The 21,382-nt window shown below is 61.4% G+C and carries 21 protein-coding genes and 1 pseudogene; 8 read left to right on the top strand and 14 right to left on the bottom strand.

The window, feature by feature from the left end; all coding sequences use genetic code 11:
- Nucleotides 1-133: 133 nt before the first annotated feature.
- From AC2LD7_RS20065 to AC2LD7_RS20085, 5 genes and pseudogenes are all read right to left on the bottom strand, one after another.
- Nucleotides 134-451 (bottom strand): annotated as a pseudogene (locus AC2LD7_RS20065) (transposase); the annotation flags it as partial.
- Nucleotides 452-565: 114 nt separating this feature from the next.
- A complete protein-coding gene (locus tag AC2LD7_RS20070) occupies nucleotides 566-1,462 on the bottom strand; it encodes a DMT family transporter (RefSeq protein ID WP_484599426.1) in 897 nt (298 codons plus the stop codon).
- A 174-nt stretch (nucleotides 1,463-1,636) separates the two neighbouring features.
- Nucleotides 1,637-2,203 (bottom strand): TetR/AcrR family transcriptional regulator, encoded by a 567-nt coding sequence (locus AC2LD7_RS20075; protein ID WP_484599427.1) that lies wholly within the window; start codon nucleotides 2,201-2,203, stop codon nucleotides 1,637-1,639.
- 617 nt (nucleotides 2,204-2,820) lie between these two features.
- Nucleotides 2,821-3,570, bottom strand: a complete 750-nt coding sequence (locus AC2LD7_RS20080; RefSeq protein ID WP_484599428.1) for an MBL fold metallo-hydrolase — start codon at nucleotides 3,568-3,570, stop codon at nucleotides 2,821-2,823.
- Nucleotides 3,571-3,581: 11 nt separating this feature from the next.
- A complete protein-coding gene (locus tag AC2LD7_RS20085; protein ID WP_286775452.1) occupies nucleotides 3,582-3,890 on the bottom strand; it encodes a hypothetical protein in 309 nt (102 codons plus the stop codon).
- A 316-nt stretch (nucleotides 3,891-4,206) separates the two neighbouring features.
- Here AC2LD7_RS20085 and AC2LD7_RS20090 point away from each other — a divergent pair, with 316 nt between their 5' ends.
- The 4 genes from AC2LD7_RS20090 to AC2LD7_RS20105 are packed head-to-tail and all read left to right on the top strand — an operon-like array spanning nucleotide 4,207 to nucleotide 6,245.
- Nucleotides 4,207-4,545, top strand: coding sequence for an ArsR/SmtB family transcription factor (locus tag AC2LD7_RS20090; RefSeq protein ID WP_064481016.1), 339 nt, complete (start codon nucleotides 4,207-4,209; stop codon nucleotides 4,543-4,545).
- Nucleotides 4,542-4,973, top strand: a complete 432-nt coding sequence (locus AC2LD7_RS20095; protein ID WP_484599429.1) for a YeeE/YedE family protein — start codon at nucleotides 4,542-4,544, stop codon at nucleotides 4,971-4,973. Before AC2LD7_RS20090 ends, AC2LD7_RS20095 begins: the two co-directional genes overlap by 4 nt.
- A gap of 9 nt (nucleotides 4,974-4,982) precedes the next feature.
- Entirely contained in the window at nucleotides 4,983-5,408 is a 426-nt protein-coding gene (locus AC2LD7_RS20100) for a DUF6691 family protein (RefSeq protein WP_484599430.1), read from the top strand.
- A gap of 54 nt (nucleotides 5,409-5,462) precedes the next feature.
- A complete protein-coding gene (locus tag AC2LD7_RS20105; RefSeq protein ID WP_484599431.1) occupies nucleotides 5,463-6,245 on the top strand; it encodes a sulfite exporter TauE/SafE family protein in 783 nt (260 codons plus the stop codon).
- A 55-nt stretch (nucleotides 6,246-6,300) separates the two neighbouring features.
- Here AC2LD7_RS20105 and AC2LD7_RS20110 read toward each other — a convergent pair whose 3' ends face one another.
- The 3 genes from AC2LD7_RS20110 to AC2LD7_RS20120 all read right to left on the bottom strand — a co-directional run bounded on the left by AC2LD7_RS20110 (nucleotide 6,301) and on the right by AC2LD7_RS20120 (nucleotide 9,805).
- Nucleotides 6,301-7,689 carry an MBL fold metallo-hydrolase gene (locus tag AC2LD7_RS20110; protein WP_045431018.1) on the bottom strand — a complete coding sequence of 463 codons (1,389 nt, stop codon included), beginning with the start codon at nucleotides 7,687-7,689 and terminating at the stop codon, nucleotides 6,301-6,303.
- Between the two features lie 89 nt (nucleotides 7,690-7,778).
- Nucleotides 7,779-9,113 (bottom strand): ATP-binding protein, encoded by a 1,335-nt coding sequence (locus AC2LD7_RS20115; RefSeq protein ID WP_484599432.1) that lies wholly within the window; start codon nucleotides 9,111-9,113, stop codon nucleotides 7,779-7,781.
- The gene (locus AC2LD7_RS20120) at nucleotides 9,110-9,805 is read right to left on the bottom strand and encodes a response regulator (RefSeq protein ID WP_484599433.1); all 696 of its coding nucleotides are present in this window, start codon (nucleotides 9,803-9,805) and stop codon (nucleotides 9,110-9,112) included. Before AC2LD7_RS20120 ends, AC2LD7_RS20115 begins: the two co-directional genes overlap by 4 nt.
- A gap of 192 nt (nucleotides 9,806-9,997) precedes the next feature.
- Between AC2LD7_RS20120 and dsbD the strand changes: the two genes are divergently transcribed.
- The 3 genes from dsbD to dsbG are packed head-to-tail and all read left to right on the top strand — an operon-like array spanning nucleotide 9,998 to nucleotide 13,331.
- Nucleotides 9,998-11,743 (top strand): protein-disulfide reductase DsbD, encoded by a 1,746-nt coding sequence (dsbD, locus tag AC2LD7_RS20125; protein ID WP_484599434.1) that lies wholly within the window; start codon nucleotides 9,998-10,000, stop codon nucleotides 11,741-11,743.
- A complete protein-coding gene (locus AC2LD7_RS20130; protein WP_484599435.1) occupies nucleotides 11,743-12,558 on the top strand; it encodes a TlpA family protein disulfide reductase in 816 nt (271 codons plus the stop codon). The genes dsbD and AC2LD7_RS20130 overlap by 1 nt, the downstream gene beginning before the upstream one ends.
- Nucleotides 12,555-13,331 carry a thiol:disulfide interchange protein DsbG gene (gene dsbG, locus AC2LD7_RS20135; RefSeq protein ID WP_484599436.1) on the top strand — a complete coding sequence of 259 codons (777 nt, stop codon included), beginning with the start codon at nucleotides 12,555-12,557 and terminating at the stop codon, nucleotides 13,329-13,331. The genes AC2LD7_RS20130 and dsbG overlap by 4 nt, the downstream gene beginning before the upstream one ends.
- A gap of 248 nt (nucleotides 13,332-13,579) precedes the next feature.
- Here the strand turns inward: dsbG and AC2LD7_RS20140 are convergent, their stop codons facing one another.
- The 6 genes from AC2LD7_RS20140 to AC2LD7_RS20165 form a co-directional block, all read right to left on the bottom strand.
- Nucleotides 13,580-14,632, bottom strand: a complete 1,053-nt coding sequence (locus AC2LD7_RS20140) for an acyltransferase family protein (protein ID WP_484599437.1) — start codon at nucleotides 14,630-14,632, stop codon at nucleotides 13,580-13,582.
- Between the two features lie 608 nt (nucleotides 14,633-15,240).
- A complete protein-coding gene (locus AC2LD7_RS20145; protein WP_484599438.1) occupies nucleotides 15,241-17,103 on the bottom strand; it encodes a glycoside hydrolase family 15 protein in 1,863 nt (620 codons plus the stop codon).
- Between the two features lie 472 nt (nucleotides 17,104-17,575).
- The gene (locus AC2LD7_RS20150) at nucleotides 17,576-18,472 is read right to left on the bottom strand and encodes a patatin-like phospholipase family protein (RefSeq protein WP_484599439.1); all 897 of its coding nucleotides are present in this window, start codon (nucleotides 18,470-18,472) and stop codon (nucleotides 17,576-17,578) included.
- 15 nt (nucleotides 18,473-18,487) lie between these two features.
- Nucleotides 18,488-19,276: a DUF547 domain-containing protein gene (locus AC2LD7_RS20155; protein WP_484599440.1), complete on the bottom strand. Its 789-nt coding sequence runs from the start codon at nucleotides 19,274-19,276 to the stop codon at nucleotides 18,488-18,490.
- Nucleotides 19,273-20,022 carry a glycosyltransferase gene (locus AC2LD7_RS20160; RefSeq protein ID WP_484599441.1) on the bottom strand — a complete coding sequence of 250 codons (750 nt, stop codon included), beginning with the start codon at nucleotides 20,020-20,022 and terminating at the stop codon, nucleotides 19,273-19,275. Before AC2LD7_RS20160 ends, AC2LD7_RS20155 begins: the two co-directional genes overlap by 4 nt.
- The gene (locus AC2LD7_RS20165) at nucleotides 20,019-20,708 is read right to left on the bottom strand and encodes a TIGR04282 family arsenosugar biosynthesis glycosyltransferase (protein WP_484599442.1); all 690 of its coding nucleotides are present in this window, start codon (nucleotides 20,706-20,708) and stop codon (nucleotides 20,019-20,021) included. The genes AC2LD7_RS20160 and AC2LD7_RS20165 overlap by 4 nt, the downstream gene beginning before the upstream one ends.
- Before the next feature lie 211 nt (nucleotides 20,709-20,919).
- Here AC2LD7_RS20165 and AC2LD7_RS20170 point away from each other — a divergent pair, with 211 nt between their 5' ends.
- Complete coding sequence (locus tag AC2LD7_RS20170; protein WP_484599443.1) at nucleotides 20,920-21,231, top strand: DUF2790 domain-containing protein; 312 nt, start codon at nucleotides 20,920-20,922, stop codon at nucleotides 21,229-21,231.
- The last annotated feature ends 151 nt before the right edge of the window (nucleotides 21,232-21,382 follow it).

Raw genomic sequence — 21,382 nt, forward strand, 5'->3', positions numbered from 1 at the left:
TCGGCAGGGGCTGAAGTCAGCCAGAAATACACAACTACTTCAGACCATCCCTAAGAGGCGGAAGGTTGTCTTGTTACGTGCAATGACTCGCTAATCGCTTGCACGTAACAATTGGCAAGTTTTAGGCTCCGGCCACATCAATAAGCTCTTCAGAGCGAAATTGATCGACCAGCGCAAACGCTAGTGATCCTCGGCCATCAAGAGCGCGGTGGCCTTTTTTTGAATTTCACGTTCCAGCGGATTGATCCGGGCCTCTAGTTCCTCGGTCTTTTGCTGCGCGGGCGTCAGCGCTTTACTGGTTGGAATAATACCGTTTCGCTCTTTTCTGGAGCTGGCTTACCCATCGACGCAAGGCCGACTCAACCTGCTCAAGTGAGCGGACTGCTTCGATATAGTTGTAACCGTGCTCAAGCACCAGGCAGGCTGTCTCGTGTTTGAACTCGGGCGTGATGGTACGTCGTTATCTGCTCATTGAACAAAAGAACCAAAATATAAATACCACCTTTCACCGTCCGCTCATCAGAGAACATCATCAATACAGGCGGATACAAGATCCGAACGCAAATCAGTTAGTGGTTCTATCGGAAGATGGCCGTACAGAGTTTGGATATACGCTCAGCACGGTCACTGTGACTAATATCAGTCCCATGCCCAGAATTTGCGGACCCACCAAGTTCTCGTTTAGAACCATGACGCCGAACAGTGTCGCGGTGATCGGTTCGACCATGGCCACAATTGAGGCCACGGCCGGGGCAGTATGGTTCAGGCCGATGACATAGAGAACGAAAGACAATCCTGCGCCGAGCACGCCGAGTGCTGCGAATAGCGGCCAATCCGGTGTGCTCAGGACTTCAACCGTCTGGACGGCATCGCTTGGCCAGATAAGGATAGAGGCAAGCACCACAAACGCTATTGAGAGAATTCCCGGCGGGCTACCGTGTGGTGCCGCATATTTGAATCCGAAAATGAATACCGCGTACGAAAGTCCGGCAAGCAGACCGGCACCTGCACCAATCGCCGTAACGCCGCTCGCACCGACGTCGTAAATCTGCGTAAGCAACGTGATACCAAGCATCACTACCGCGATTGCGGCCCACTTCAGCGGGGTGGGGCTTTCCAGCTTTAGAGCGAATGACACGAGATAAACGAACACTGGTGCGCAGTACATCAACGTAGCCGCAACCGCAACGCTGCCGTGCGCAATGCTCAGAAAATAGAACGAGAAATTGCCTGCTACGCCAACACCGGCAATGACTGACCAGAACCATAACCAGCGATTGTTCAGTCCATTACCGTGTGGACGCAGCATTAGCCAGCCGAGGACGCACAGCAGCCCGATCGCACCCCGGTAGAATGAAACCACGAACGCGTCCCAGCCATCGGCCATAAGGATTCCGCCGATCCCGCCAGATAATCCCCAAAAAAGAGCCGCTAGTGCCACGAAGGCTGTATTTTTACCCATATTTTGACCTCACTTTCCATGTTGAAAAAGAGGGTTGGCGGCGGTGATTGTCGCGCTGCCACGCGAGTAATCCGCCGCTATCGGGGAGGGGTAGGCACCTTAAAAGCGACGCTCTCCCTTCGCTCAGGGGCGTAATGAAAGGGAGCCCGACTATGCCGAGCGCTGGCAAGGACTTCATGGGGCCCTGCTCCGGGCCGCTAAAAGCAGGGCGTCGGTCACTGCCCGTGTGTCGGATAGAGCCGTCTGTACGCCAAGCAGAGCCACTGTGGTATTGCTGCCTTCCAGTACCACAAAGAGGCGTCGCGCCAGGCCGGCTTGGTGATCCAACTCGTCACGTGTCACGGCGGCCTCAAGGCGTGCCAGTAAATCGGTCTTGGCGGACGTCGCCAGGGCATGGATCTCGGTGCTGTGCTCGGCGAACTCACCCATCGCCTTGGCCATGATGCAGCCTTGGTGGCTGTAGCGTTCCAGCCAGCGGCCATGCGCCTCGACCATGGCCTGTGTCACTTGGCCTGGAGAAGCCGAGGCCGAAGCCGCATCGAGGCTGGCAATGAAGCGTTCATGCCGGGCCTTTAGCACGGCCGTAATCAAAGCTTCCTTAGAAGGGAAGTGGTTGTAGAGCGTCATGCGCACTACTCCAGCGGCAGCCACGATGCGGTCGATGCCGGTTGCGTGGAACCCCTGTTCATAGAACAGTCGCTCGGCTGTGGCGAGCAGTTGGTCACGCTTGGTAGCAGGCATATGTGACGGGTCCTATATAGACCGATCTATCTAAATGCAAACCGATCTGTGATGTCAAACGGCATTTAAGCAAAATGGTTGCATCTCATCACCATGCGGGTCTGGATCTAGAGTTCGATCGGTAAGGCCTTCGCCATACCATGTTACATAGTGAGGTGATCTCGTCTTTTCGTCCTGGCAAAGTGGTAAATGAGCGTGCCGGCGAGACCGAACTCACGTCGCTGGATATGTGCGCTAAACCCCGTCCATCAGATACCGTGGGTCTAGTGGTTTGGACGATCTATCCGGATCGCTCCGGCTTGTCGCCAGGTTTCTGCTCGTTGGTGTTTTGCGCGCTCGAAGGTCGCTCTTCGATCTACGATGGATTTCCCTCATCCAGCTGGCAAATCGTGCAGCTCTGGCTATCTGGACGATTGGTTTCAACATAGCGAACGCGGCGGCTTCCCGCTTGTCGGTCTGCGCTCACGCGGAAACGGGGTCGATCAGGGCTTGTCATATTTAATCCCTCTCGTAGCGAAATGGATGCTTGGTAACGTCGGCTGGAGGCTGCGAACGTTGACTCGTTTAACGGGATGCTCCAGACCTCCCGGCGCTGATATTGGCTGACATGACGTGGCTCAACCCTGAGGACTGTGCTCAACCTGTTCGCAATAGCGACGGAAATTATCCGTCAGGTCGGGTGGGCAGACGCCGCACTGGCGATTCCCCGGCACGGCGTGATCGATGAACGCGGGATAGGGCAAGTTCAGTTCCGCCATGATGTCGCGGAAGCGCTCCAACGTTATCGCTTCACCGAGTCGGGGATTGCGCTGCTTTTCCTGGGCGATGGTCGAGACTCGTCGACCGCTGTAGTCATGGCCGGGATAGACCAGGGTGTCGTCTGGCAGCGTGAACAGCTTGTTTCTAACGCTGTGAAACAGGTCGTCGGCGCTGCCGTTCTGAAAGTCAGTCCTACCGCAGCCGTCGATGAGCAATGCATCACCGCTGAACAGGCGATCAGCGAGGAGATAGGCAAAGTGCCCGTCTGTGTGCCCGGGGGTATGCAAGGTTGTGAACTGCAGGCTGCCGACGATGAAAGGGACACCTTCTTCGATGCCCACATCCGTGCAGGGCAACTTGTCGATAGCCGGCCCCGCGATACGGCAGCCGGTCTGCTTCTTCAGCTCCAGCGCGGCGGTGATGTGGTCGGCATGTATGTGGGTATCCAAGGTGAACGCCAGCTGCAGGTCCAGCCTGGCCAGCTCGGCCAGGTCGCGGTCCGTTGCGGAAATGACCGGGTCGATGAGCACGGCCTGGCCGGTGTCCTCGCACCCGAGTACGTAGGTATAAGTGGACGACACGGGCTCGAACAGCTGGCGAAATATCATGATGGTCTCGGCTAGTGGTGAGTGTTCAGCGGTGCCTGTTCCAGCGCACTGAGCAGTGCATACTTTTCCTGATCGATCTCGCCCCGCGTGCGGATACCCAGCCGGCGCAAGATCGCCAGCGGCGGGCACCAGCCCTGCAAACCGTGTTGCAGAAGAAACGGCAGCACGACGCCAGGCAGCAGAAACCACTTTCGGTTCGCTGTCAGGCCAAGCAGCAGGCCAGACAGTGCGAGCGAGGAGGCATTGACCTCGAGCACGCGCTCCACATCCCATTCGCGATCCAGGGCGTCGATACGCTGAAGGATTGCGCTTCGTCCCATCCCGCTGAATCGACGAATGTTCTCGTCCGTTTGCCGATCGATTTTCCTGATTCACAGGTTGGGACGTTGAGCGGCGAACCCGGTCCGCCTGGTCATGATTCGTACTGTTTTGCTGTATCGATGACATGTCGATCTCCTGGTTCGCGCCGACGGGGTGGGCGCGGCGAGATGAAAAAGTCACAGCGATGCCGCATATTTTTAGGACGTGTACGGGACGTCGAGTTCCGACCGGGCGTTCGCTGCCGCGTTGACACGATCTATTGAAATATATATTGATAAATCGTATTGTCAAATCTACCTGACCCACCTGAACAAAATGGCCCACATGGCAGATCTCGATATCGAAACGCTTCGTCGCAGTGCCGCGGACGCCTGCGGCTTGCTGAAAGTGCTCGGCAACCCTGACCGCCTGTTGTTGCTCTGCCAGCTGACCCAGGGTGAGCACTGCGTGGGTGACCTCGCGAGTGCAACGGGCATTGTGCAGCCGACCCTGTCGCAGCAGCTCACGGTGCTGCGCCACAACGGCTTGGTCAGCACCCGACGCGAGGGCAAGCAAGTGCATTACAGCATCGCCAGCCATCAAGCGATGGAGGTCATGCAGGTGCTTTACCGGCTTTATTGTCAGCATCCCGAACGCGAGGAACCCTCGACATGACGATTGACTGGGCACATTTCACACCGTGGTCCTCGCTCGCTGGGGGCGCGCTGATCGGTCTTGCTGCGACCTTGTTTATTCTGTTGAACGGGAGAATCGCGGGCATCAGCGGCGTGATCGGCGGGTTGCTGCGGCCGGCCAAAGGCGATGTGCTCTGGCGTGTTGCCTTCATCGCCGGGCTGGTGATCGCGCCGGTGCTGTTTCAGGCCGCGTTCGAGCAACCAGACATCGACGTAGAGGCGAGCACCTTGACGCTGATCGCGGCTGGTGTGTTGGTCGGGATCGGCACGCGGTATGGCTCCGGTTGTACGAGCGGGCATGGCGTCTGCGGGTTGTCGCGACGGTCGCCGCGCTCGCTGGTCGCGACGGCCGCCTTCATGGCCAGCGGCTTTCTAACCGTATTTGTCATCCGCCACCTGCTGGGCTGAGGAGTTGCCATGAAATTACTGAGCGCCTTTATAGCGGGGCTGGTTTTCGGCCTCGGCCTGATCCTGTCTGGGATGGCCGATCCGTCCAAAGTGATCGCCTTTCTCGATCTGGCCGGGCCGTGGGACCCCTCGCTCGCGTTAGTTATGGGCGGTGCGATTGCGGTCGCCAGTGTCGGGTTCTATTTCGCCTCCAAACGGTCCCGGGCGGTGCTGGGAGATGTCATGCGAATGCCCACCGCCACCCGGATCGATCGCCCTCTTGTACTGGGCAGCCTGGCATTCGGAGCGGGATGGGGGCTGGCTGGCTATTGTCCGGGTCCGGCGGTCGCGACGCTTTTGAGTGGTAGGAGCGAACCCTTGATCTTTGTCCTCGCCATGTTGGCGGGTATGGCGCTCTACGAGTTGCAGACACGCTTTTCAGGGAAGCCGCAGTGATAGGTTGCAGTCGCTGTAAATCGAAAGGTTATCCAAGGCATCCGGAGCGCAACGATGGTTGAGATCGGGCTCGGGCTATTGGTCGGCCTCGTCCTGGCGCTGACCGGTGCCGGCGGCGGCATTCTCACCGTCCCGTTGCTGATCTTCGTGGTCGGCCTTGAGCTGCATCAGGCCGCGCCCATCGGGTTGATGGCGGTCGGACTCGCGGCCTGGGTCGGGGCAGGGATTGGTCTGAGGGACGGCATTGTCCGGTACAAGGCCGCGGCCCTGATGGCCTGCTGTGGCGTGTTGCTCGCGCCCGTCGGCGTCTGGGTCGCCGCGCGGGTAGCGCACGATGTGCTTGCCGTGGTGTTTGCGCTGGTGATGTTCTGGGTCGCCTTCAGGGCATTCAGGCGCCCACCGCGCGATGACTCGACCCCGAGAGCCGTGCCCTGTCGGCTGAACCCGCAGACGGGCCGTTTTCACTGGACCTCACGCTGTGCAGCGACCGTCGCCGCGTCCGGTACCCTGGCGGGTTTTCTCTCCGGCTTGCTGGGGGTCGGCGGCGGGTTCGTGCTGGTTCCGGCGCTCAGTCGCTTCAGTGATCTGCCGATGCGTTCGATTGCCGCCACGTCGTTAGCGGTCATCGGCCTGGTGTCGGTCAGCGGCGTGTTGTCCGCCGCGCTGACGGGTGGCATTCAGTGGGCAGTGGCGCTGCCGTTTTCGGCCGGTGCGGTGCTGGGGATGTTTGCCGGCCGCACGGTTTCATCTCGCCTGGACGGGCGCGTGCTGCAGCGAGGCTTCGGGTTGGTAGCGGCTGTTGCCGCGTCGGCTTTGTTGCTTCAAGTCGCCTTCTGATCGCGCGCCCGCAGGTAGCAAGCCAGACACCTGCGCCGCGCGACCGGATAAGACGTTAGCCTTCCTGGACCGGCAGGTTTGCCGCCTTCCAGGCCATCCAGGAGCCCGGAACATTGGCCACATCACGAAAGCCGGCCTTCTTGAGGATGCTGGCGGCGATGGAGGCGCGATAGCCGGAGCCGCAGTAGGTGACGGTGGTCTTGTCCGGATCCAGCTCGTTGAGCCGGTCAGCAAGGTGCGCGACGAAGATGTGCCTAGCGCCAGGCACCCGGCCCGCCGCGACCTCTTGAGGGCTGCGTACATCCAGCACCTGCACATCGGGCGCTTCACGACGTGCATTCAGTTCATGAACCGTCCATTCCTGAAGCCTGTTCAGCGGTAGCGCCGCGTTCTGCCAGTCCGTCATGCCGTTGCGTAGATAGCCGCGAATATCGTCAAGGCCTATCCGGTAGAGCTGGGTGACAGCCTGGTGAACATCGTCGGCCGATTCGCCCACCAGCAGGATCGGGCGAGCGTCGTCGAGCATCCAGCCAGCCCAGTTCACGAACTCGTTGCGCAGGGCAATGTTGATCGCCCCGGGCACGTGCCCGCCGCCAAACGCGAGGATCGAGCGGACGTCCACGACCTGCATGCCGCGCGCCGCCAGTGTCTCGAACTCGGACGGCGCGAGTGGCGGTGGTAGGGAAGCGCCCTCCATCTGTACGGCCGAACGCACGTTCAGCTGTTTCAGGCGCGCGTAGTGACGGGGTGGTTCCGGCATGTCCGCCAGTAGCCAATCGATAAACTCGTCCTCGCTCCGCTGCTCGCGCAACGCGGGGTTGAAGAGACGCTCGCTGCCGAGCGTGGAGTGGCGTCGGTCGCCGATGGATTTGCCGCAGGCCGAGCCGGCGCCGTGGCAGGGGTAGATTTCGATCCGGTCGCCAAGGGGCAGGTAGTGATCGAAAAGTGTGTGGTACAGCGCGCCGGCGAGTTTTCGTTCACTGCCTTCGCCCAGCAGGTCGGGGCGCCCGACGTCCAGGTTGAACAGGGTGTCGCCGGTAAACAGCGCGATCGGCTGGTCGCCCTGCTGGGCGTCGAACAGCTGCAGGGAGATGTGTTCTGGCGTATGCCCGGGCGTGTGCATGACTTGCAACGTGGCCTGCCCGAGCTCTATGGTCTCGCCACCGCTGACCTGGCGAAGCTCGAACTCGTAGTTATCCGCGCGACCGCCGATGATCTGTGCCCCGGTGCGCTTCGCCAGCGCCTGGGCGCCGGACACGAAGTCGGCATGGATATGTGTTTCGATGGCGTAGGCGATTCGCAGGCCTCGCGCCTTGGCCATTTGCAGGTAGATATCGATGTCGCGGCGGGGGTCGATGACCGCGGCTACCGCGGCCTTGCTGTCGCCGATCAGATAGGAAATCTGCGCCAGGCCGTCTGTATAAAAAGGTTCGAAAACAAGCATTGCCACCTCCGACGATGGTTAACGGATTGCTCAGTCAACTATTCGGACGGTGTGCGTGGCTGGACGTTCACGCTATCGAGATGCCGTCATCAGGGAGCGGGAGCCTGCAGGCTGACCACCAGCTCGACGACGAGACCATCCGCCTGCGGTACGAAACGCAGATCGCAGGCACAGCGCTCGGCGATCGCCTTGACAATGGACAGGCCCAGACCACTGCCTTCACCTTCGCCGCTGCGCCAGAAGCGCTCCGTCAGACGCTCGAGCATTTCCGGCGGGATGGCCGAGCCGTGATCCTGCACGCTGAAGCGAACCCGGCTTTCATCCAGCTGGGAGATCGTCAAGCGGATGGTCGTGCCGTCCTGGGTATGGCGGCGGGCATTGTCGAGCAGGTTGCGCAATGCCGCGACCGCCAGGGTGGGCGGCATCGCCAGTGGGCGAAGGGAGACCTCTTGCGCCCCGCACAGCTCGATGTGCGGCCCAGGCTGCTGGCTGGCGTCAGCGATCGCCAGTTGCGCGACTTCGAGCGCCGTGCAACTGAGCCCGTCATCAAAGGACACGCGACCCTCGACCCGCGCCAGCATGAGCAACTGTTCGAGGATCCGGTGCAGACGATCCGTGCCGACCTCGGCCTGGGCCAATGCCCGCTTCGCGGTATCGCCCTCGGTCATGGCCGCGACCTGCAGGTGGGTCTTGATGGCGGTCAGCGGGCTGCGCAGTTCATGGGCGGCGTCATCGGTCAGCCGTCGTTCGCGTTCGAGCATTTGCGCGATCCGCGCGAACAGCTGGTTCTGGGTTTCGACCAGGGGCGTCAGCTCTCGCGGCAGTCGCTCGATGTGCAGCGGCTCCACCGAGTCGGCGCTGCGCTGCGCCAGGGCCGTGCGGATTCGTCTGAGTGGCGCAAGGCCGTTGCCGATTCCGATCCACAACACGATCAGGCTGCCCAGCAACGCGACGAAAACCGGCAGCGCCGCGGCTAGGAGCACCGAACGCTGGAGTGCGCTGCGCTCGTCAAGGCGATCGGCCGTGGTGATGCGCATGCCGTTCTGGATGAAGGTGAAACTACGCCAGGCGGTATCGCCGATCATCTGGTCGTGAAAGCCGGTGCGCTGAGCGTCGAGCGCGCTGTCTGGCGCCGCATGGCTGCGCGCCAGGATTTCACCCCGCAAGGAGCTGATCTGGCAGGCCAGGCCATTTTCGATACCCAGCTGTTCCGCACTCAGCCGGGTGATACCGCCTTCGCCCAGTTGCGGCTGCGGCAATTGCACGAGCAAGCCCGCAACCATCCGCGCCGACGCAGCAAGGCGCTGATCGAGGGACTGCATCAACTGATTGCGAACGTCGAAGAGCATCCAAGTCGCGGCCAGCGCCCAGAGCAACACGAAGGCTGAGCCGAGGATGAGGGTCAGGCGCAGGCGCAGGCTCATGGGGCGGGTGCCTCGGTGGACGCCGACGCATGGCCGGCAGGGCCCAGGCGATAACCGATTCCCCTGACGGTTTCGACGATACCGTTACCCAGCTTGCGGCGAAGATGGTGGATATGGACATTCAGGGCGTTGCTCTCGACGTCATCGCCCAGTCCGTACACGGCGTCCTTGAGCTGCTCGGCCGATAGCACGCGGCCGGGGTTCTGCAGCAGCGCCTGGAGCAGCGCCTGTTCACGGCGCGACAGGTCTACGGGTTCGCCTGCCATGAACGCCGCACAGGCAGCGGGATCGTAGCTCAGCGTCCCGTGTTCGATCATCTGCGTCGCCCGACCGGCAGCGCGGCGCAGCAGGGCATGCAGGCGGGCGGCGAGTTCACGCAGGTCGAAGGGCTTGACGAGGTAGTCGTCAGCGCCTGCCTGAAGCCCGGATACCCGCTCGGTCACCGCGTCCCGGGCAGTCAGGATCAGCACAGGCAGCTCGAGGCCACGGCGGCGCAGGCGCTGGAGAAAGCGCAGGCCGTCTTCGTCAGGCAGGCCCAGATCGAGAATCATCAGGTCAAAGCTGGCTGTGCGCAGCAGCGAGTCGGCCTGCCCGGCCGTAGCGGCATGGGCCACGCTGAAGCCCTGGGCTTCGAGCCCGGCAACGATGCCACTGGCGATCAGTGCGTTGTCTTCTGTCAGCAGTACGTGCATGTGGGTATCGCTTGATAGGCAGCAGTCAGTATCGTCCGCCTGGATTAACGGCGCGTTAGCAGATGGTACGCCGAGTTGCTGGTGCCTCAACGCCTCTCAGCCTTACAGGTTGTGTCCGGGCAAGCCTCGTTAATCGCCTCTTAATCCCGAGTCGGCAAGCTCGCCGTCGAATCTGGTAATCGGGTGTTGTGCATGCGAGCGCTTTTTATCTTTCTGGCCTGCTGCCTATGGACCGCGCAGCTGGCGAACGCTGCGCCGTTCACCTTCGGTCAGAAGCAGCAGGACTTTCTGCCCGTGGACGAAGCCTTCACGCTTCACGTCGAGCAGCCTGACGCTGGCGGTGCCGTGCTGCGCTGGGACATTGCTCCCGGCTATTACCTCTACAAGGAGCGCCTGCGATTCGCAGGGCTGCCGCCGGGGGACGAGCCCCAGTTGCCGCCTGGCGAGCCGTACTATGACGAGTATTTTGGTGATTCGCGAATCTATCGCGACAGCCTGGAAGTGCAGCTCCCCGATGCGGATATCGCGTCGCTTGAACTCGGCTGGCAAGGCTGCGCCGATGCCGGCCTGTGCTATCCGCCGCAAAGCCGCACGGTAGACCTGGGCGGCAGCAGCACCCCTCCGTCCACGCCTGTACAGGCCGACGACCAGGCCCTGGCTAGCGGGCTACAGCAGCAGTCGCTGGGCTGGAGCTTGCTGATTTTCTTCGGACTCGGCCTGCTGCTTGCCTTTGCTCCCTGTTCGCTGCCGATGCTGCCCATCCTGGCCGGCATCGTGGTGGGTAGCCAGGCCGGGCCTCGCCGCGGCATGGCACTGGCTGGCGCCTATGTATTCAGCATGGCGCTGGTCTACGCCGCCCTCGGGGTAGTAGCGGCGCTGTTGGGTGCGAATCTGCAGGGATGGCTGATGCAGCCGTGGCTGATCGCGAGCTTCTCAGGTTTGTTCGTGTTGCTGTCCTTGCCGATGTTCGGCTTCTTCGAGCTGCAGCTGCCGGCGGGCCTGCGTGATCGGCTGGAGCAGGCCGGCCGCCAGCGTCGGGGCGGCAGCCTCGCCGGGGCCAGCGCGTTGGGCGTGCTGTCCGGGCTGCTGGTGGGCCCCTGCATGACCGCACCACTGGCCGCGGCGTTGCTGTACATCGCCCAAAGCGGCGACGCCGTGAACGGTGGCCTGGTGCTGTTCGCGCTGGGCCTGGGGATCGGTACGCCACTGGTACTGCTGGTGACGGTGGGCAATCGCTTCCTGCCCAAGCCTGGGCCGTGGATGGATCGCGTCAAGGTGTCCTTCGGTTTCCTGTTTCTGGTCGCGGCGCTCTACGTCCTTCGTCCGCTGTTGTCCGACCCACTCTGGGTAGGGCTGTGGGGCGCGCTGCTGGTTGTGGGCGCCAGCGGGCTGTTGCACCTGTCGCGGGAACTGGTGCGGCATCAGGCGCTCAGCCGCGCGGTGGCGTCGCTGGCCGGCGTCTGGGGCGTAGCGCTGCTGCTGGGCGCGGCAGGCGGCGCGCAGGATGTCATGCAGCCGCTCGGTGTGTTCACGGGCGGCGTTGCGTCGCCGCAGGGTGCTGAGCCTGCACACGGATTTGTCGGGTTCAGCGAGCCGGCCGACCTTGATCGTGAGCTGGCTGCCGCCAGGGCCGCGGGCCAGTGGGTACTGGTGGACTACTACGCCGACTGGTGCGTGTCCTGCAAGGTCATGGAAAAGGAGGTGTTCGGCGACGCGCAGGTGCAGGCGGCGCTCACCGGCGTGCGGATTCTGCGGCCGGATGTGACGCAGACCGATCCCGCCAGTCGCGAGCTGCTGAACCGCTATCAGGTCATGGGGCCGCCGACGCTGCTCTTCATCGGCCCGGACGGGGAAGAGCGACGTACCCAGCGCATCACCGGCGAGGTCGATGCGAATCAATTTCTGAACAGATGGAACCAGACTATGGAGCGTGGCTGATGCTGACGATCAACCTGGGGCCCCTGGCACTTGCCGTCCCACATGTGCTGATGCTGGTGAGCCTGTTTATAGCGATGCTGACAGGCTGGTGGGTTGGGCGGCGCAGCGAGCGGAATCCGGAACAACAGCTTTTCAGGCTGCTGCTGGTGGCGCTACTGGTCGCGCGGCTGGCCTTCGTAGTGGTGTATGTCGAGCATTTCCGAGATGAGCCCTGGCGCGTGATCGACATACGTGACGGAGGTTTTATTGCCTGGCCGGGCTTGCTGGTGGCCGTTCTGTTGGGTTCCTGGCTGGCCTGGCGCGACAGCGGGTTGCGCCGACCGCTGGGCGCGGCGGTACTAGTGGGTGTGCTGAGCTGGGGGTTCGGGACCTTTGCGTTGCACGCGTTCGAGCAGGGCACGCGACTGCCTGAGATGGGCCTGCGGGACAACCGGGGTAAACCCGTCGCCTTGCAGGATTACGTTGGCAAGCCGCTGGTGGTCAACCTGTGGGCCACTTGGTGCCCGCCCTGTCGGCGTGAAATGCCGGTCCTTGCGCAGGCGCAACAAGAAAACACCGACGTGACCTTTCTGTTCGTCAACCAGGGCGAGGGCGAGCGATTGATCGCCGACTTCCTCGACGGCGAAGGGCTCGGCCTGGAAAACGTCCTGCTCGATACCGGCGGTCGTCTGGGCCAGCACGTAGGGTCTGCGTCGCTGCCCACCACGCTTTTTTATGACGCCGAGGGACGCCAGGTTGGCAGCCACCTCGGCGAGCTGTCCCGTGCCAGCCTGGCGCGCGCCCTTGAGCAACTAGAGGTCAAAACCCAGCCATGAAACCGGTACGTTCACTTTCGTTTTTTATCTCAACGCTCGCCTTACTGCCGACGCCCTGGGCGATGGCCGAAGCGCTGCCTCCCGCGGTTCAGGCCATTGAAGCGCGCGGAGCCAAAGTGGTCGGCAGTTTCGACGCGCCGGGAGGATTAAAGGGCTACGCAGCGCGTTACAACGGACAAGGCATTGCGCTGTATCTGACACCGGACGGTGATCATGTCGTGGTCGGCAGTTTGCTGGACGCCGCTGGCGAAGACCTGACCAAGGCACCACTGGAAAAGCTTGTGTATGAGCCGATGAGCAGCGAGATGTGGCAGCGGCTCGAAAGCAGCACCTGGATTGCTGACGGCGCGGCTGAGGCGCCACGGGTGATCTACATGTTCTCGGACCCGAACTGCCCGTTCTGCAACATGTTCTGGAAACAGGCGCGGCCCTGGGTCGAAGCGGGCGACGTTCAGCTCCGTCACGTCATGGTCGGCATGTTGCGCCCGGACAGCGCCGGTAAATCCGCGGCGCTGTTGGCCGCTAAAGACCCTGAAGCGGCTCTCAATGAGCACGAGGCTGCGGGCAAGGCGAGTAAGCTCAAACCTATCCAGCGTATCGCGCCCGAGGTGAATGAACAGCTTGAGGCGAACCTCGCCTTGATGGGCGAGATGGGTGCCTCAGCGACCCCGGCTATCTATTACCAGGATGAGCAAGGGCGTCTGCAACAACATCAGGGCGCGCCTCGCCCCGAGGCGTTGAATGGCATCATGGGGCCGTTGTCAAAACGCTAGCAACACGACACGGTCAGTCAGCACCGGCACCTATAACAAGAATGATGATGCCACCCGGATCAAGGCATTGATCCAGGCCCGTACCGATCAACTCAAGCAGCAGTCCGAGCAGATGTGGCAGGAGGTCTACGCTGTGATCGACCAGTGTGAAAGCCGTCAGTACGCGGTTGGCGCCGCCAGATCGGCCTAAAGCAAATGGCCCGCCCCGTCGAGCGGGCCATGCATTGAACGCGCGCTCCAGGCTCTCCTCAACGAACCCCAGCCCGAGCAACGCTCATGTTGGTATAACGCTTCAGACGCAAGGCAGGCGCCTCTACCAACCGCCACGACAGCACGGCGAAACACAGCGTGACTGCCATGCTCGACAGGGCAAAAACCGCGAGGTTTATATCTGCACCGAACCAGTGAGTGATCAACTGCTGCACTGGGAAGCCGAAGATATACATGCCATAGGAAAAATCGCCGTGCTTGCCGAAGTGGGCCACCTTGGGGATCCGGGCATAGGCGAGGTAGATAATCAGGTAGGGCAGCGTGAGCATGTGAACGACGAACCAAGCAGAACTTCCCAGAGCTAGCACCGAGGCCGCCAGCAGCAACACGGCGATGCGCCCCTCCCAGCGTACCTGGTCCTGAAAGAGATAAAGCGCAGCCCCGCCGTAAAAGAACATTCCCAGGCGGAACAGCTTCAGGATGGTCACGCTTTCGACGCCGAGCGCCGGCAACACCAAGAAGTGCCCCAGCATCAAGACGCCCAGCCCCAAGATCACTATCTGGCGCTTGAGCAGTTTCAACGCACCCAGCAGCAGCACGCTGCAGTACATCGCGCCTTCCAGCGGAAGCGTCCAAAATGATCCGTTGACCACTTCCGGGAATGGGTTGTTGGCAAAGACGCCCGGCAATTCATAGCGGGTCATCAGAAAGGTATTGGTCAGGAAAGCGGCCGTTTTGCTGTCTCTGAAATACTCGCTCAGCGGAAGCGGTGTAGTTAGCGGCCCGATCACCAGCATGGCGAAAACCACGGAAAAGGCTAGTCCCGGGAAAATTCGCAGGGCGCGCTTTAAAATGAAACTGACATTGCCGCTACCGTGCAGGTAGGACGCGGTAATCAAGAAGCCGCTGATGACAAAAAATGCGTCAACCGCCAGATCCGCCATGTCAGTACCGCCCGTCAATGGGCGAAGCGGTTCTTCAGGAAGTCGTCCGCTCAGCCAAAAGCAATGGCCCAGTAGAACCAGCGTCGCGGCCACGAAACGTAGAAAATCGAAGTTGTTGTCCCGAACGCCCAAGGAGAGCTTTTGCATTGTTCCCTCGCTATCGAATTGTCTTCCATGCCGGTGCGTTGTAAAAACGTCCCGCACCATCGTCTAGCGTGTTTAGAGAACATGTAGCCGCATCAGTTCAAGATAACCATCCAGTCACACAATGAATAAGAAATTCAGCCGTCCGTATACTTCGGCTTGTGGCCTGTCCGGCAACTCCCGGATCGCTTCCTTAGCCGCTCTCGGTCGAGGCCTCTTTTAAGCGGGCAATCAGACGCTAGCGAGGCCAGCGCGAGCGCAGCCGTTTGGTCATGAGTAAGGGCTGAGAGTGGTTAGGTCAGCGCAACGACCTGTGAAAACTACGTATCGCGTCTGGCGATGGCGGCGGAGGTAGCGTCTTTGAAATCGTTGGCCGCAATCGATGCCCGGTGCTGATCCACTGATTGGATTCAGTCTGAGTTGTAATCGAATCGCTGGAAACGCCGTAACATCTAACCAGCCACCTACCGATCAAGTGCTGGCGTAACGACCAAACGCCACGGCTCCCAGTAAACGGGGAGGGGAAGACCGCAGCCGACGCGATTGATCCAACACCGCGAGCCAGTGCGATAATACCCGGCTCGCGCATGGCAAATCGTTCAACTACCAAACTAGCGAAAATATTTGCTAACGGCCTGAGCCAGCACTCCTGGCATCATTCTTAACTTCCCGGGCAGGGTTGCCTTTGCGGTTTCAGTGGCTGCTCTAAGATATTCGGCATGGCTGAACATTAGCGGCATGTTGCCGAGAAAGGCACCACTGCGCGGATCGACCTCTTCGGGCAGAAGCCCTAAGTCGGCGGCCAGATTTTCGATCCGGTCTAGAATTGCTTCGGCCTTGCCGGGCTGGCCGGCCTTCGCCCAAGTCGTCGCCAGCCAGAAGGTGCAGGGCAGGAAGGCCCCCTCGTACTGCACCAGGTCGGTCAGGTGTCCGGGTCCGGAAGGGTCGTCGTTGAAACGGTAGACCCAGCCGTCCACACATAGCTCCTGCTCGATGCGTTCGGCCGTGGCCAGAACCCGCGGGTCCGTGGCGGGCAGTAGCTCCATCACCGCGATCAGCAGCACTGATGCGTCCAGGCTGTCGGCTCCATAGCGCTGGCGGAAGGCACCCAGAGCGTCGCTCCAACCATGGGTGAGCACATCCTCACGGATGGTGTCCCGGCAGCTTCTCCATGGAGACGGCACCGACATGCCGAGTTTTTCGCCGATGCGGATGGTGCGATCAAGCACCACCCAGCTCATCACTACGCTGCTGGTATATATAGCGCTGCCCGGCAATTCCCAAATGCCATTTCCGGGGTTGCGCCAATGATCAAGCACATGCTCGGCCAGGCGGCAAAGTAGCGACCAGTATTCGGGCCGCCAGTTCCCCCCCTGGTCCAGATAAATCAGTGCGCATTCGGCAAAATAACCCAGGCTATCGATCTGGTTCTGGTCCGCTGCGTGATTGCCGAACAGCACTGGCCTGGAGTCCCGGTAGCCGGCCAGATCATCGCGAGGGTGCTGGGTCAGCTCAGTGGAGCCGTCTATGCGGTACAGCACCTGAAGCGGCATGGAAGGGCCAGGTTGGAGTTCTGCGAGCCAGTCCATGTAGGCCTGCGCCGTGGCAGTATCACCGAACATGGACAGCACCGCGAGTGAAAGCGAGGCGTCGCGGATCCAGGCGAATCGATAGTCGTAATTGCGTTCGCCGCCAATACGTTCTGGTAGCGATGCGGTTGGTGCCGCGACCAGCGCGCCGCTGGGCGCGTAGCTAAGCAGATGCACAACCAGCGCGGAGCGCCGAACGAAGTGCTGCCGCGGACCGGTGTAGTGGATACCAGATGCCCAGCGCTGCCAATAGAGATTGGCTTCCTGGGCAGCATGCCTGGCCTCGTCTGGTTGCCACTGCCGTGGATCCAGGCCGAGCCCCAAGGCGAGCCATATCTCCTCGCCGAACTTGAGCGGCCATTCGGCCTCGATTCGGTCCGCTGCCACCCGGACCGGACGGCTCGACCAGAATCCGATCGCATGGCCACCGGCCCGGAAGCAAGCGCCATTCGCCAATGGTTCCAGGGGCTCGTGGGCAGCGAAATCCCAGCGCGGCACTAACTGCAGTCGAGCCGTCGTTGAGCCGGAGGTACAGCGAAGCTGGCGCAGCACGATCCGACGCTCATTGTTACTGCCCGACCGCGTGCCTTCGGGCCACAACATGATGTCGGTCAGCTCCAGGACTGCATCGGGCAGAGCCCAACGGGTAGTCAGGGCGGCACTGTCCTCGACATAACGCTGATAACCATGGTCACCGCCTGCTGGCCCAAGGCACCAGTGACCACCTTTGGTTGGGTCCAGCAGGGCGCCAAATAGCGGTGCCCCGTCATACCGTGGCAGGCAGAGCCAGGGGATGCTGCCATCGCAGCCCACCAGCGCAGCGCTACGGCGGTCGCCGATCAACCCGTGAAGCGCGATGGGCAATTGTTTGTAGATGCCTGGCATGGTCTTATCCCTCGGTTGGTTGGCTTCGGCCTAGGTGCGCCCGGCAGCCGCACGGGGTGAGACGACAGCCAGCTTTTCATAGGTCGCACCGAGGACGGCGCCGAAAATCAGAGTTGCCATCAACGCCGCACAACCCTGTCACCCCTTGTCTACCGACACGGGGAGAACAAATGCGGCGATTGCGACCGCCGGGTCAGCAACGCATGTTCCGTCCTGTTCGGATGAACTCGCAGGGCGAGTGTTACAACCGTGTAATTTCTTTTCCCGGCACTTACGTCACGGCCCGGCACTCTATTTCGTTGCGGCACTTAGCTGTCTTCGTTTTCCAACTGCCGGCCGCCCCGGCATCTGGACGCACCAGGCGAACACCTGCGACTGGCATACGCTGGGAAGACCGTCCGTGAATGGCTACTGCGAGCGTACGTGATAGCGTGGCCTTGATACTCAGGCGACCGGTGTTGATGGCGAGCCGTCATGAGCGGGCCAGCATGGGCTGAGGCTGCATGTCGAAGCCGGCATGATGGTGGGCCTGGAGCGATTCCGGCAGCCCGGGCTGGTCCAGACCTCCTGTCTCGAGCCAGGCTAGCGTTTGGGAACGAGCCCGCTGGAGCAGTTCGTCCGTACGACTGAAATCAAAAACCGAGATGCTCAGCGGGCACAACGGGGCGACGACATGGATAGAGGCATGTGCGGCGAACAGATCGGCGTCGCGGGCCAATTGCCGCATGCTCATTAGATTAAGAGTATGCAGGGCCAGCGCTATGAGTCCGCTTGGCGCCTCGTCACATGCGCAGGCAAAGCCGGTTGGCAGTACGACGATGCGGTTGGCACCCAATGCCACAGCACCGGCGATCGGCGTATTGCTGCAAACGCTGCCGTCTACCAGGATTCGCTCATGCCAGCGCACTGCCGGAAACACCAGGGGAATCGCGGTGCTGGCAAGCAGCGCCTGCTCGGCATCGCCTGACGAGATGATGACCTCGGCACCGCTTAGCAGATCGGTGGTAATGATGTGCAGTGGCAGCACTGCTTCTTCGATACGCCGTATGGTCAAAGCTCGGCGGATAAGCCGCTTGAGTGCAACCGGTTGCAGTAAATGACTACGATTGAGGAGCAATCCGGCTAGGCTGTCGCTCAGTGAGAAAGGGAATACGTCAGGCTTGCGTAGTCCACTCCAGATCTTGCCCAGTGCCGCGACGCCAGCCGGATTCGGTTGGGTAGCGAAGTAAGCGCCGTTGATGGCGCCGACCGATGAGCCGACCACCAGATCGAAACGCACGCCTGCCTCGATCAACGCCTGCAACATGCCGACCTGAACCGCTCCGAGGCTACCGCCTCCGGCGAGGACCAGCGCAGTGGAGAAGCTCATTTGCGGCCTCCTTCATCAGTGCATGACGTTCAGCGACCAGTCGTAATCCAGATAGCCAAGACGGGTACCCCGACGGATTCGTTGCTGTTCTGCCGTGCTATCGCTCAGCCATCGTGCACGTTCGGCGAGATAATCCTCGACCGAACCGGCCTGACGGATGAAATCCTCGCTGTACCAATCGAAAATCTTTGAGGCCAGTAAGCGGTTAGCGGGTCCGTCGAAGCGGTTGCGCTGCCGGTCGCTCAGGAACCGCCTAAGGCTGTCTTCCAGCTGTTCTTCGAGCTGTTCTGCCACCAAGGCCTGTGGCCGCAGAGCCGGACAGCCGATCGAGGCACAGTTGACCACGAAGTGAATGCGCGGCTCGTCATACACCCCTCGCTCTCGAATGAGTCCGTGCTCAAGGTCGTCGAGGCTGAGCGTCTGTCCCAGCAGCCCAATGAAGCGGCGCTTCCAGGGCGAGCTGAACAGGCCGCCGATATCCTTGATCGAGGCGAGCGGATAGTGGTCGAGAATCAACTGCACGGTGAAGGCATTGTAGGCATTTATCAGGAAGGCGAGGCGCTGGTCGCGTGACCAGCCGGCGAATTCCGTCTGGCTGACTGCGGATAGCTGCGAAAGGTAGGCATCCAGAGCCGGTCGCTGGCCTTTAAGGGCCGGGTAGTCGACCCCGCTCGCCACCCCATCGCGGCTCCACTGCACGTGTCGTTCGAGCAGCTCGTTCCAGGCGCCATGGCGGTGATCAAAGGAGTCCGCCTGCACGGTGCCGCTCAGCACCAGCAGTGCCCAAAACAACAGCGTTCTCATCGGCGGTCCTCCGATGCTGGAGGCTGGGCTGGCATCCTTACCAACCAATCTTGGCTGGCGTATAGACGCGCGAGCTTGGGTGGAGGTATGCCGAGCATGAAGCCGATTGCCAGCAGGCGATTGCGACAGGAACGGCGCCACCAACCATCGCGCTGCCAACGGCGCGGGCTGACTCTAAGCCCATGTTGCACGCGACGGAAGTTACCCAGTTTGCGGAGTTCCTCGACCAGCGGGACTTCTTCGAACAATGGCCACGGAGCGTGCTGGCCAACTGCGAAATAGGCGCGGCGCAGGGCGAACAGACCCTGGTCGCCATAGGGCACGCCAACTCGGTTACGCCAAGCCACCAGGCGCTCAAGCAAGCGCGCCTGCCAACAGGCGCCGCCGCTGAAAAGGAAGGCGAAATAGCCACCCACCGAGCCTTCGGTAATGGCCTGGTGCAGCCCCTGCAACGGCTGACCGTCCAGCTCGGCGTCGGCGTGTAAAAACCAGAGGATTTCGTGCTCGGCATGCGCCGCGCCTTGACGCAACTGTTCGCCCCGGCACGGCGTCGCGGTCATCCAGACCGCGCCGTGATTGCGGCAGAGCATTCGGCATTGCCCACTGGCTGCGGCATCCACGACGATGATCTGTAGCTGAGCTTCGGACTGCCGTTCGGCTTCTCGAAGCTGGCCGAGCAGATGCTCCAGCGCCTGCTCGTCGTGGAAGCAGGGGATGACGATACTGATTGCCAGCTCTTTTCTCATACTGGCGCGCCCTCGCAGAGCCTGGCCATGACCTGGCGCAGGCGAAGCCTGGCCGGGCGTTGGTCGTCGGCCAGCTCGACCAGAGCACGGCTCAGGTCTCTCGGCTCGTCAATGTCAAAGCTCTCACCGCAGGTACTCACTGAGTGACCAGCCTGACGGCAGGCTGCCGCGAGTGCCTGGCCGAGCTCATCAGTACTCCAAGGCAACCCGGCCAGATCCGGCCAGGGTCGGTTCGAAGCCATCAGCACCACGCCGCCATCGCTGGCAGCGATCAACACCGTGTCTGCTTCGCGCAAGGCGGTACATGCCATTTGGTAGTCGTCCAGACGAAGCGCTGGCGCGTCGCTGCCGATGAACATCAGACGGCGATGGCCGGCGGCACGCAGCATTTGATCCAGCGTATTCAGGCGCTCGCCGAGGTTGCCGCAGATCTGAGGCACGCACCGCGCGTGCGGGACCAATGCGCTTGCCCAGTCGAAACGCTCGGACGAATCTGGAGCGATTACCGTCGGGCCGCTCCAGCTGTGCAGATCTTCCAGCGCGCAACCGAGCAGGTGCTCGGCAACCTGCAAGGCCTGGCGCTCGCCAATCTTGGCTGCCAGCCGTTGCTTGCCGTGGCCAAGCAACGGGCGTTTGCACACCAGGACAAGTGTGGCGGCTAGCGTGGAGTCTACTTCAGGAAGCATCGTTCAGGCTCGTGAGTTGTGGCTGGAACCTTGCGGTCGGTTCGCTGGCCGTGAAAGACAATTGCTTTTCGCTGTGTTGGAGAAAGGCGGGCACTCTTTGTTACAGCCTTTCGCGACCGGCCCAGAATGTATGGCCGTATCCGTTTTCTGTAATGCAAGGCGGTCCTAAGCATCCGATTCATGCGAGTCAATTCCTGAGGAGGATGACGCCATGAACATCATGTTACGAACAGTCTTACTAAGCGCTTCACTCATTGCACTGCAAGCGCAAGCAGACTCAAGTTCGCTATACCGCACGCATGCACCTGGCTATCTACCGATAGCGACACCAGCCTGGCTTGAGCATGTGCCAGTCGAGCGATACGCCTATGGCATGAAGCTGGATATTGGCAAGGTGCTGCGTGTTTCGGATGTAGCAAGCGTCTGCGGGCCTGTGGACGCTACCATGCATTATCGAGATAGCGCAGGCGAACTGCGTGCTTTGCGCTACCGCGCCATGGGTGGCGGCTGCATGGACCATTGAGGCCCAACCCCCGGCATTGCACCCGTATAAGCTTTGCCGGGGATCGTGGCGATAAGTATGAGTCCGCCACACACTGAGCAACTTGAGATAAGGGGCATGAACGAGCCCCCTGAAAGACAGGACACCGTTTCCCCCTTACGATAAGGGATAG

Source organism: Stutzerimonas sp. (genome assembly GCF_982611455.1).